Source organism: Streptomyces sp. NPDC001709 (assembly GCF_053596375.1).
Window position 1 is genome coordinate 97275 of record NZ_JBSFGB010000009.1, and the last position, 11424, is coordinate 108698.

Annotated in this window: 11 protein-coding genes and 2 pseudogenes; 8 read left to right on the forward strand and 5 right to left on the reverse strand. The window is 72.5% G+C overall.

All coding sequences use genetic code 11. The features are described 5' to 3' along the window. Positions 1-91: 91 nt before the first annotated feature. Positions 92-856, forward strand: a complete 765-nt coding sequence (locus ACWC0C_RS16330) for an acyltransferase (RefSeq protein ID WP_449195401.1) — start codon at positions 92-94, stop codon at positions 854-856. A 370-nt stretch (positions 857-1226) separates the two neighbouring features. Here ACWC0C_RS16330 and ACWC0C_RS16335 read toward each other — a convergent pair whose 3' ends face one another. Beyond that, positions 1227-2084, reverse strand: a complete 858-nt coding sequence (locus ACWC0C_RS16335; protein ID WP_450864573.1) for an EamA family transporter — start codon at positions 2082-2084, stop codon at positions 1227-1229. A gap of 142 nt (positions 2085-2226) precedes the next feature. On the opposite strand from ACWC0C_RS16335, the gene ACWC0C_RS16340 reads away from it, so the two are divergent. Together ACWC0C_RS16340 and ACWC0C_RS16345 are read left to right on the forward strand one after the other, a co-directional pair. Then, positions 2227-2799, forward strand: a complete 573-nt coding sequence (locus ACWC0C_RS16340) for a helix-turn-helix domain-containing protein (protein ID WP_450864574.1) — start codon at positions 2227-2229, stop codon at positions 2797-2799. 33 nt (positions 2800-2832) lie between these two features. Beyond that, on the forward strand, positions 2833-3390 hold the full coding sequence (locus ACWC0C_RS16345) for a YbaK/EbsC family protein (RefSeq protein WP_450864575.1): 558 nt from the start codon (positions 2833-2835) through the stop codon (positions 3388-3390). Between the two features lie 93 nt (positions 3391-3483). Here ACWC0C_RS16345 and ACWC0C_RS16350 read toward each other — a convergent pair whose 3' ends face one another. Continuing rightward, positions 3484-4623 (reverse strand): cation diffusion facilitator family transporter, encoded by a 1140-nt coding sequence (locus tag ACWC0C_RS16350; protein WP_450864684.1) that lies wholly within the window; start codon positions 4621-4623, stop codon positions 3484-3486. Positions 4624-4754: 131 nt separating this feature from the next. Between ACWC0C_RS16350 and ACWC0C_RS16355 the strand changes: the two genes are divergently transcribed. After that, a complete protein-coding gene (locus tag ACWC0C_RS16355; RefSeq protein ID WP_449195405.1) occupies positions 4755-5117 on the forward strand; it encodes an ArsR/SmtB family transcription factor in 363 nt (120 codons plus the stop codon). On the opposite strand, the gene ACWC0C_RS16360 is transcribed toward ACWC0C_RS16355, so the two are convergent. The 3 genes from ACWC0C_RS16360 to ACWC0C_RS16370 form a co-directional block, all read right to left on the reverse strand. Further along, positions 5111-6334, reverse strand: a complete 1224-nt coding sequence (locus tag ACWC0C_RS16360) for a 4-hydroxybenzoate 3-monooxygenase (protein ID WP_450864576.1) — start codon at positions 6332-6334, stop codon at positions 5111-5113. The genes ACWC0C_RS16355 and ACWC0C_RS16360 overlap by 7 nt on opposite strands. Positions 6335-6398: 64 nt before the next feature. Then, the gene (locus tag ACWC0C_RS16365) at positions 6399-8036 is read right to left on the reverse strand and encodes an APC family permease (protein ID WP_449195407.1); all 1638 of its coding nucleotides are present in this window, start codon (positions 8034-8036) and stop codon (positions 6399-6401) included. A 215-nt stretch (positions 8037-8251) separates the two neighbouring features. Continuing rightward, positions 8252-8659: a CoA-binding protein gene (locus tag ACWC0C_RS16370; protein ID WP_450864577.1), complete on the reverse strand. Its 408-nt coding sequence runs from the start codon at positions 8657-8659 to the stop codon at positions 8252-8254. A gap of 119 nt (positions 8660-8778) precedes the next feature. Between ACWC0C_RS16370 and ACWC0C_RS16375 the strand changes: the two are divergent. From ACWC0C_RS16375 to ACWC0C_RS16390, 4 genes and pseudogenes are all read left to right on the forward strand, one after another. After that, a pseudogene (locus ACWC0C_RS16375) lies at positions 8779-9207 on the forward strand (hypothetical protein); the annotation flags it as partial. A 414-nt stretch (positions 9208-9621) separates the two neighbouring features. After that, positions 9622-10008, forward strand: a pseudogene (locus ACWC0C_RS16380) (hypothetical protein); the annotation flags it as partial. Then, complete coding sequence (locus ACWC0C_RS16385; RefSeq protein WP_449195409.1) at positions 10005-10547, forward strand: SixA phosphatase family protein; 543 nt, start codon at positions 10005-10007, stop codon at positions 10545-10547. The pseudogene ACWC0C_RS16380 and the gene ACWC0C_RS16385, both read left to right, overlap by 4 nt. A gap of 157 nt (positions 10548-10704) precedes the next feature. Beyond that, positions 10705-11331, forward strand: coding sequence for a YigZ family protein (locus ACWC0C_RS16390; protein WP_450864578.1), 627 nt, complete (start codon positions 10705-10707; stop codon positions 11329-11331). The last annotated feature ends 93 nt before the right edge of the window (positions 11332-11424 follow it).

Below are 11424 nucleotides of genomic sequence, written 5' to 3' on the forward strand. Positions count from 1 at the left end.
GTAAGTACCCCGCACGGTACGACACGGGGTGGGGCAAAGATCACAGCAGCCCGCTCTCTCGCCCAAGGCAACCGCTGAGTAACGTAAGCCCGTGCCGAAGCCCAAGAACACGTTCTCGTCCTGGCGCCGCAGCCTCGCCCAACGTGCGGTGCACGCGGCCTGGGCCTGGGCGCAACGCACGGGCTCCGTCACCGCCGAGCATCCCGGCCGCCTGAAGTTCGGCGCGATCGGCGAAGCCACCAGGCTCGCCTTCCCTCTCGGCACCGTCTTCGGCGAACCCTGGATCCACCTCGGCTCCCACTGCATCGTCGGCGAACAGGTCACCCTGACCGCCGGTCTGATGCCGGACCTGGATCTCGGCCCGGAGCCGATCCTGCGCATCGGGGACGGAGTCGTCCTCGGGCGCGGAAGCCACGTCATCGCGGACACGACGGTCACCATCGGCAGCGACTGCTACTTCGGCCCGTACGTCTACGTCACCTCCACCAACCACTCCTACGACGACCCGCACCAGCCCATCGGCAGGCAGTGGCCGCGCATGGAGCCCGTGGAGATCGGCCCGGGCTGCTGGATCGGCACCGGCGCGGTGATCCTGCCGGGCGCGCGGATCGGCCGGAACGTCGTCGTCGCGGCCGGCGCCGTGGTGCGCGGCACGGTGCCCGATCACGCCGTGGTCGCCGGGGCACCCGCCCGGGTCGTCCGGCGCTGGACGCCCGAGGCCGGTTGGCAGCCACCGCTCAGGACGCCCGCCCCCGTGCCGATCCCGGAAGGGATGACGCCGGAGCAGCTGCGCGCGCTGGCGGAACTGGACGAGGACGCAGTGGCCCGGCTCGCGGAACTGGAAACCGAGAGCTGAACCATTCCACGCGCTGCGGTCGCCGCCACAGGCCACGAGCGCGGACCGCGGCTACCCCGGCGCCGGTGACTCAGTAGCGCAAGCCCCGCTCCCGTTGCCTGGGTCGGCCGCGACGGTGACGGGGCTGTGCTGGGCGGTGACCGCGTGGGTGCCGTTGGCGGCCGGGTTGGCGCAGGCCGCGTGCGCGGACGGTGGCTGCCCCGGCGGCGGTGGCTCAGCCGGTCGCCAGTAGCAGGGTGCCGAGTAGCGCAAGGCCCGATCCTGTTGCCTGGGTCGTCCGTAGCCTGGGCGGTGACCGCGTGGGTGCCGTAGGCGGCCGCGGTGGCGCAGGCCGCGAGCGGCGGACCGCGGCTGCCCCGGCCCCGGTGACTCAGCCGGTCGCCAGTAGCAAGGTGCCGAGTAGCGCCAGGCCCGCTCCTGCTGCCTGGGTCGGCCGTAGTCGCTCGCTGAGGAAGCCGCGGGCGGCCAGTGCGGTCACCACTGGATAGAGCGAGGCGAGGACGGCCGCCACGGTGACCGGGCCGTGCTGGGCGGCGACCGCGTAGGTGCCGTTGGCGGCCACGTCGGCGAGCCCGACGAAGGCCAGCGCGGGCAGCGAGGCCCATGGGAAGCCGCCTTCCGGCACCGCCCGACCACCCCGCCGGACGGACACGGCGAGCGCGGCCCCGCCGACCGCGACGTTCGTCAGCCGCTGGACGAACAGGGCGAGGAACAGGCCGGTGACGTTGGTCGAGGCCTCGGTGATCAGGGCGAAGACCGTGCCGAAGCCCAGCGCCGCGACCAGCGTGAGCAGGATCGTCCGCCGCTGTACGGGCGCACCACGCAGCTGTGGACCACCCGCGAGGACGACCCCGGTGACGGCGACCGCGATGCCGGCGACCTGGAGCAGCCCGGGTCGCTCGCCGAGGACCAGGCCGACGCCGACCGGTACGGCCACGCTCAGCGTGGCGAGCGGCGAGACGACCCCCATGGGGCCGAGCGCGAGGGCCTTGTAGAAGGAGAGCAGGGCCACCGGCCCCACCAGCCCCGCCGCGAACGCGAACCACAGGCGGGGCCCGGCCTCGGTCCACCCGCCGGTCGCGATGACGATCGCGCCCAGCACCGTCGCCGCGATGGCCTGCGAGACGACCACGACCGTCAGCGCGGGCGTCCGCCGTGTCAGCAGCCCGCCGCCGAAGTCGGCCAGGCCCCACAGGAGGCTGGTCATCAGGGCGAAGAATGCTGTCACGGCCGGCCTCGCAGTACAGTTCGATGGACGATCAGGTACACCCCACCGTAGTTCAGTGAAGTGAACCCTGTCATCCCATATATTGAACCCCAGGGCGTCCCGGGCCTCCCGGAACCCTCGAACTCCCCTCGATGGACGTGATGTGTCGGACCTCGACCTGCTGACCCAGTCCCTGGCGCGCAACGTCAAGCGCTGGCGCACCGAACGCGGCTTCACCCTGGACGCGCTCGCCGCCCGCGCGGGTGTCAGTCGCGGCATGCTCATCCAGATCGAGCAGGCCCGGACGAACCCCAGCATCGGCACCGTCGTCAAGATCGGCGACGCGCTCGGCATCAGCATCACCACCCTGCTCGACTACGAGCAGGGCCCCACCGTCCGGATCGTCCCCGCCGAGCAGGCCGTACGGCTGTGGCACACCGACGCCGGCAGCTACAACCGCCTCCTCGCCGGCACGGAGGCCCCCGGCCCGCTGGAGATGTGGGACTGGCGGCTGATGCCGGGCGAGCAGAGCCCCTCCGAGCCGCACCCGGTCGGCACGGTGGAACTCGTCCACGTCACCGCGGGCGAACTGACCCTCACCGTGGACGGTGTGCAGCACCTCGTGCCGACCGGCGCGAGCGCCACGTTCGAGGCGAGCACCCCGCACACCTACGGCAACGAGGGCGACGTACCGATGGAGATGGTGATGGCCGTCTCGGTACCGCCCGTGCGCTGAACCGGGGCCGCGGCGGGCTGTTAGCGTGCGGCCATGCGCGCACCCATCGGAGACTTCGACACCGCCACCCCCGTCCCGGACTGCCTCCAGGAGCTGACCGCCCCGGTCGCCGACGCCGTACGCCACTGGCAGGGCGCGGTCCCCGCCGACCGTGTCCTCTACGTCGACACCGACCCGCGCTGGGCCGACACGGCCGTCTTCGTGGAGCACTACGGCCGCGACCTGCTGGAGCAGTCGGCGAACTGCGTGGTGGTCGCGGGCAAGCGGGGCGGCGAGACCACGCTCGCCGCGTGTGTGGTGCTCTCCACCACCCGGGTCGACGTCAACGGCGTCGTCCGGCGCCAACTCGGCGCGCGCAAGGCCTCGTTCGCGTCGATGGAGACGGCGACCGGCGAGACCGGCATGGAGTACGGCGGCATCACCCCGGTCGGACTGCCCGCCGACTGGCCGCTGCTGATCGACTCGGCCGTCGTCGATCTCCCCTACGTCCTCGTCGGCAGCGGACGCCGCCGCGGCAAGCTGCTGGTCCCCGGCAAGGCCCTGGCGGAACTGCCGGGCGCCGTGGTGCTGGAGGGCCTCGGGCTCGCCTGAGGTCGGTGAATGGCAGATCTGTTCCCTGGGCCCTGGCGAAAACCGCAGGTCAGGCCGGAAGGTGGGCGGCCTCGGCCGGAACGGATCTGTCGATCACACCGCCAGATGATGGGCCAGCGGCAGATGCGGGTCCCGCTCGCCCGGCGCCGGTGCCGGATCGGCGTGCACCAGGGCGGCCGTCAGCCTCGGTACGGCGTGCAGCAGGGCGTGTTCGGCCTCTACGGCGATCGCGTGCGCCTGCCGTAGCGTCGCCTCTCCGTCCACCACCACCGCGAGTTCGGCCCGCAGCCGGTGCCCGATCCACCGCAGCCGCAGCTCACCTACCTCACGCACGCCCGGCACCGCCCGCACCGCACGCTCGGCCCGGTCCACCAGTGCCGGGTCGACGGCGTCCAGCATCCGCCGGAACACCTCCCGCGCGGCGTCCCGCAGCACGAAGACGATCGCGGCCGTGATCGCCAACCCGACGACCGGGTCGGCCGGTTGCCATCCCAGGGCCGAGCCTCCGGCGCCCACCAGCACCGCCAGCGAGGTGAAACCGTCGGTGCGGGCGTGCAGGCCGTCGGCGACGAGCGCGGCCGAGCCGATCTCCCGGCCCACTCGGATCCGGTACCGGGCCACCCACTCGTTGCCCACGAACCCGACCAGCGCGGCCACCGCGACCGCCGGCACATGCGTCACCGGGCGCGGATCGAGCAGCCGCCCCACGGCCACCCACGCGGCGAACGCCGCCGAGGCGGCGATGGTCAGCACGATCACCAGCCCCGCGAGATCCTCGGCCCGGCCGTAGCCGTAGGTGAACCGCCGGGTCGCCGCCCGCCGCCCCAGCACGAAGGCGATGCCGAGCGGTACGGCGGTCAGCGCGTCGGCGGCGTTGTGCACGCTGTCCCCGAGCAGCGCCACCGACCCGGACACGGCCACCACGGCGGCCTGCGTCAGCGCGGTCGCCCCGAGAACGGCCAGCGACACCCACAACGCCCGCATCCCGCGCGCCGAGGCCTCCATGGCCCGGTCGACCTTGTCGGCGCTGTCATGGGAGTGCGGGGTGAGGAGATGCGCGAGACGGTGCCGGAGACCGGGGGTGTGGGGGTGGGCGTGGCTCGCGTGGTCATGGCCGTGGCCGTGCGCGTGCCCGGCTTCGCCGCGGCCGCGTGCATGCCGGTCATGGCCGTGCCCCGGGTGGTCGTGGTCGTGGCCGTCCCCGCCGTGGCCGTGCGAGTGCTCGTCCCGCACCTGCCGGCCGCCCGCGTGCGCGTGTTCCTCGTGCCCTGGCCCGCGGTGCCCGTGCGAGTGCCGGTCGTTCACGTGGGTCCCCTTCCGGTGTGGGAGTGGACGTGCGGCGTCCACGGGACCAGTATGTGCGTATGAGCGCACGCTTGCACCTATCACCTGCACACCATGCGCACCCGCGCAGCCCGGGCGAGGAGCAGTTCGCGCTCGCCGCCGAGCTGATGGCCCTGCTCGGCGACCGCACCCGCCTCACCTTGATGCATGCCCTCACGGCCGGCGAGGCCGATGTCACGACGCTCACCGAGCGTTGCGGCGCGGCGCGGCCCGCCGTCAGCCAGCATCTGGCGCGGCTGCGGCTCGCGGGCCTGGTGAAGACCCGCAAGGAGGGCCGCCGGGTGATCTACTCGCTCCCGCACGGGCACCTGCGCCGCCTGGTGGAGGAGGCCCTGAAGACAGCGGACCACCACCTCGCCGAGCGGCACCCGGAAGGTCAGTAGGCGGCTGCCGTGCCGAGGTACTGCTCGGCGAAGGCCGCCGCCGCGGCCGGCGAGGTGAACAGCCTGCGCAGCCGGGCCAGGGTGGTGCCGGCGCGGAACGGGTCGCCCGACGCGACACCGTGGTAGATGTCCGACAGCCACTGCGAGAACTCCTGGTAGTCCCACACCCGGCGCAGACACGCCGCGGAGTAGCCGTCCAGGCCGTCGGCCTCGCCCTTCGTGACGTATGCGGTGAGCGCGTCGCCGAGCAGGAAGGCGTCGTGCAGGGCGAGGTTCATGCCCTTCGCGGCGATGGGCGCGACCAGGTGACCGGCGTCCCCGGCGAGGTACAGCCGCCCGTGGGCGAGGGGTTCGACGACATAGTGGTGCATGTCCAGGACGCGCTTCTCGATCAGCCGGCCCTCGGTGAGCGGGGCTGCCCCCGCCGCGCCGAGCCGCTCGCGCAGCTCGGTCCAGACCCTGTCGTGCGGCCAGTTCTCCGGATCGTCGCCGGGCGGGCACTGCAGGTAGAACCGGGTCAGCTCGGGGCTGCGGGGCATCTGCCCCGCGAAACCGCGCGGATGGACGCCGAACAGGACGCAGTCCGTCGACGGCGGGACCTCGGCGAGCAACGCCAGCCAGCCGATGCCGTCGTCCTGCCGGGCGATCCGCCTCCGCTCCTCCGGTATCGCGTCCCGCGTCACCCCGCGTGCCCCGTCGCAGCCCGCGACGAAGTCGCAGCGCAGCAGCCGCCGTTGACCGGTCTGCGGGCAGCGGTAGGACACCGCCGGCCGGTCCGAGTCCAGGTCGTGCAGCGTCACGTCGCGCACCCCGAAGCGGATGTCGCCGCCGCGTACGTCGGCGTACTCCCGCACCAGGTCCGTCACCAGCAACGGCTGCGGATAGACGTGGTGGTGGCTGCCTGCCAGGTCCGCGTAGGAGAAGCGGTACCGCTCACCGGCGAAGCGGAACTCGCAGGCGCTGTGCACCTCGGCCCGCTGGGACAGCCGTTCGGCCAGTCCGCGCCGGCCGAGTTCGCGCACCGCCCATTCCTCGAGGACGCCGGCCCGCGGCCGGGTCTCGATGAACTGTCTGCTCTCGGTCTCCAGGACGACACAGTCGACGGAGGCGGCCCGCAGGATGTTGCCGACGGTGAGCCCGGCGGGACCGGCGCCCACGATGACGACCGTACGGCGTTCCCCGGGCGCGGAGCCGGGGTGGGGGGAAGGGGAGATCACCCCCGCATTATGACGGTGTCCCGTCAGCCGCGTTCGGCTGACGGGACACCAGGGGAGAGCGGGGTCAGTGCGCCGGGGCGTCGGTGACGACGACGTCCTCGATGTCGCGCTCGATCTGCTCGGGCTTGGAGGCGGTCGCCTTGGCCCAGTAGTAGATGCCGAGCGAGAAGGCGGCGACGACCAGGATGTCCCACCACAGCGGCAGGTCACCGTTACCGCCGAAGGTGCTCAGGTAGGAGATCACGCCGATGCCCACCAGGTAGGCCGGCAGCCACTGCGCGGCCTTGAAGTCCAGCCGCGGCGCGTTGGGCAGGCCCTTGCGGATCGCGTAGGCGGCGTAGGAGCCGAGCAGCACGTAGCCGATCAGGATCGCGCAGCCCAGGCGCCACAGGGTGTCCCAGCCGGACCAGAAGATGATCAGGTTGGCGACCACGAAGGACAGCGGGGAGATGAACTTGCCGAAGGGCAGCTTGTACGGACGCTCGTGGTTCGGCAGCCGGTCCGAGAAGACGCCGTAGGCCAGCGGGGCGCCCGCGTACATCAGCACGCTCGCCGAGGTGATGAAGCCGACCAGCGTCTGCCAGCTCGGGAACGGCGCGAAGCAGATGACACCGGTCACGAACGACATCGCCAGGCCGAACCACGGCACACCGCGCGAGTCGGTCTTGGCGAAGACCTTCGGCGCGTAGCCGTTCTTGGCCAGGCCGTAGGAGATACGGGAGGTGGCGGTGGTGTAGATCAGGCCGGTGCCGCCGGGGGAGATGATCGCGTCGGCGTACAGGACCCAGGCCAGCCAGCCCAGACCGACCAGCGAGGCCAGACCCGCCCAGGGGCCGCTGATACCGGCGTAGGCCAGGTTCGCCCAGCCCTTGGCGAAGGAGGCGTGCGGCAGGGCGGCGATGAACACGACCTGGAGCAGGACGTAGATCACGGCGCCGATCGCGACCGAACCGAGCGTCGCGCGCGGCAGGTCACGCTTCGGGTTGCGGCTCTCGCCGGCCAGCTGGATCGCCTGCTCGAAGCCGAGCAGCGCGAAGATGATGCCGCTGGAGCTGATCGCGGTGAGGACGCCCTTGGCGCCGAACGGGGCGAAGCCCTCGGAGGTGAAGTTGGCCGGGTGGAAGTTGCCGATGGCGATGATGAAGATCGCGGCGAGCGGGACGGCGATCTTCCACCAGGTGGCGGCACTGTTGGTGTGTGCCAGGACACGGACACCGAGGAAGTTGACGGCGACGAAGAGCGCCATGAGCAGGACCGCGACGACGATGCCGCTGGTCGTCAGCGTGCCGTTCGTGTTCTGCAGACCGTCGGCGAAGTGCCAGTGCTTGGCATAGCCGATCATGGCCTCGACCTCGATGGGGGCCACCGTCGCGGCCTGCAGCCAGGAGAACCAGCCGAAGGACATGCCGGCCAGGCCGCCGAAGGCGTAGTGCGGGTAGCGCGCGGTACCGCCCGCCACCGGGAACATGCCACCAAGTTCGGCGTGGACCAGCGCGAGCAGCACGATCGCCACCGCACCGATCACCCACGAGATGATCGCCGCGGGACCGGCCGCGACGACCGCCTTCTCGGCACCGAAGAGCCAACCGGAGCCGATGATGGAGCCCACCGAGGCCCACATCAGACCGATGAGTCCGACGTCGCGGCGCAGACCACCGGTGTCGCTTGTGGCTACCGGTGCAGCCTGGTCGACATTCGCCATGTCAAGGGGCCTCTCAGATCGTAAACGCAGGATTAACGAGCAAGGAGGCCACAGGCTAGGGATGCTTTCCGACTCAGCAAAAGAGTGTTAACCAAAACTTGACCTGGGATCTTAGGTGTCTTGGGTCCACCCTCGGTTACGCCCTTGTTACAGGTCAGATGCCCAGTACGAATGTCAATATTCAGCGCCCAATTGTAAGTAGAAGGAGAGATTCGCTAGTTCAGACGGGGAATTTCGATGGCCGGGCAACGGTCCATGACCATCTCCAGACCGGCCGCCCGGGTCCGCTCGTCGGCCGCCTCGTCCACGACCCCGAGCTGGAACCATACCGCCCGCGCCCCCTTGGCCACAGCCTCGTCGGCCACCGCGCCGGCCAGCTCGCTGTTGACGAAGACGTCGACCACGTCGACCTCGAAGGGGATGTCCGCGAGGGAGGTGTACCCCCGCTCGCCGTGCACCGTCTCGGCCTTGGGGTGCACCGGCACGATCCGCTTGCCGAACCGCTGGAGCACCTGGGCCACCCGGTACGCGGCCCGGTCGCGGTTGGTGGACAGGCCGACGACCGCCCAGGTGTCGCCCAGCTCGGTCAGGATCCTGCGGATCCTCGCTTCGTCGCCGTACACGGCCGCCTCCTCGGGGCTGCGGGAAACTGGTCCCCAGGACAACAGCAACCCGGCGGCTCCGGATTCCCGGTCCGGATCCCCGTCCCGCCACCCGCCACCACGTCCGGAATCGACCCAAGATGCCCGCGTACGACCGTCCACCCGCCTACGCTCGCCCCGTGCTGCGCATCCTCGACGCCCGAACCGGTGAGCCCGTCCCCGCCGCGCCCGCCCGACGCGGCCTGACCCGCATCGAGGCCCATGCCTCCGGCCTCGACCCGACGGCCCTGCGGGTGCTGCTCACCGCCGACCTCCTGGTCCGGGCCCTGGAACTGTCCGGCACCCCGGTCTGGACGATCCTCACCGCCCCCCACCGCGCCGCCGAGCTCCGCACCGCGGCGGCCACCCTCTCCATCCGCCCCTTCGAGGACGCCCGCGACCTCGCGTCGGGTCTGGGCGAGGCCCAGGCGATCCAGGTAACGGCCGACGAGACGACTGCCCGCGGCGACGGCCCGGTGATGCTGGTGGCCCCGGTGGAGTGGGCGGGGCCGGTGCCGGGCGAGCCGGGGGCGGGGCCGTGTGCGCCGGGGGGTGCGGATTCGCCTTCGGGTGGAGTGGCTTCGGGTGAGGTGGCTTCGGGCGGGGTGGCTTCGGGTGGGGTGGCTTCGGGTGGAGTGGCGGATGAGGTGGGGGGTGCGCGTTCCGCCAGGTCCGGGGCGGCGCGGGGTGGCGGCCCGGAGTCCGGCGGCGAAGGGTCCGGCGCAGCGAGCCGGGCGGAGCCCGCGCCCCGGCCGAGTCCCGCCGAGGCTCCCGGGCCGGCATCCTGGCGTGCTTCCGAGTCGGCTCCTGGGTCGACTCCCGGCGATGCTCCCGAGTCGGCTTCCGGGCGTGCTCCTGGGTGGGCTTCTGAGCGTGCTCCTGAGCCGGCTTTCGGCGGGGCCTCCGAGTCGGTTTCCGGCCGTATCACCGAGTCTGCTCCAGCCCACGCCCCCGTGCCCCCTGCCCACCCCCCGCTCGATGCCCTGCTCGCCGACCCCGCCGCCTTGAGACTCGCCCTCCTCGCCGTCCCGCGGAGCGAACCCGTCCGGCTCGACTCGGCCGTGCTGCAGGAGGCCGCCCGTTGGCTGGCCGGGTGGCGGCGGGACGTGGCCGGGTGGGCGCGGCGGCCGTCGCGACCGGTGCCCGACGAGGTGCGGGCGCGGCTGCGCTCCGCGTGGGAGGACGACCTCGACCTGCCGGGAGTGCTGGACGCGCTGCGGGATGTGGCGAGCGCCCCGGACCTGCCCGACGGGGCGCGCTTCGAGACGTACGTCTACGCCGACCGCCTGCTGGCCCTCGACCTCGCCCGCGACCTCGGGAGCCTCGGGTGATCACGCGGGCGGGCGCGGGCCCGCTGCGCCGGCTGGTGGTGCTGCGGCACGCCAAGTCCGCCTGGCCCGAGGGCGTCGAGGACCACCGCAGGCCGCTCGCGCCGCGCGGCCTGCGTGACGCCCCGGCCGCCGGACGCGCCCTCGCCGAGGCCGACTGCCTGCCCGACCTCGCCCTGTGCTCCACGGCCGTGCGCGCCCGCCGCACCTGGGAGCTGGCCTCCGCCGAGTGGGGCACTCCGCCGCCGGTGCGCTACGACTCGCGGTTGTACGCGGCCGACGTGGCGGAGCTGCTGGAGGCGGTCCGCGAGACACCGCCGGAGGTGGAGACGCTGCTGGTGGTCGGGCACAACCCCGGGCTGGAGGAGCTGGTCCTGGAGGTGGCGCGGGACGGTCTCGACGACACGCTGGACCGGGTCCGGACCAAGTTCCCGACGTCCGCGATCGCCGTCCTGTCCTGGCGCGGCACCGGCTGGCCGGCCCTCGGCCCGGGCACGGCCCTGCTGACGTCGTTCACGGTGCCGCGCGGACGGAAGGGGTAGCGCCCGCGCCCGAAGGCCCGAAGGGGCGCGGGGCTGTGTCTGATACGCGGCTACCGCCGCGCGGGCGCGACCAGCCACAGCGGCGCCGCAGGTGAACGACGGCGGATTGCGGCACCGCCCGTCCCGGCGCCCCCAGCGGAGCGCATACGCTGACGGGATGCAGGACGAGTACCGCACAGTCGCCCACGCGGGCGTGCACGAGATCGAGATCAACCGCTCCCGCTTCCTGTGCGCCCTCGCCCCGGCCGCCACCGAGCAGGAGGCGCAGGACTTCATCGCCTCCGTACGCAAGGAGCACGCCGACGCCACCCACAACTGCTGGGCGTACGTCATCGGCGCCGACGCCTCCGTACAGAAGGCCAGCGACGACGGCGAACCGGGCGGCACCGCCGGCGTCCCCATGCTCCAGATGCTGCTGCGCCGTGAGATGCGCTACGTCGTCGCGGTCGTCACCCGCTACTACGGAGGCGTCAAGCTCGGCGCCGGCGGACTCATCCGCGCCTACGGCGGCGCCGTCGGCGAGACCCTGGACACCCTCGGCACCCTCACCCGCCGCCGCTTCCGGCTCGCCACCGTGACCGTCGACCACCAGCGCGCGGGCAAGGTCCAGAACGACCTGCGCGCCACCGGACGCGAGGTGCGCGACGTCCACTACGGCGAGGCGGTCACCATCGAGATCGGCCTGCCGGACGCGGACGTGGACGCCTTCCGCGCCTGGCTCGCCGATGCGACGGCGGGCACGGCGGGCTTCGAACTCGGCGGCGAAGCCTACGGAGATGCGTGACGTTCGCCTCGAATGGGACATAACCGGCGGCAGGTCGGGGGCATGGCGGGCTGATACGGCATTAACCGCCCGTGATGTCAGACCCGGCCGTTA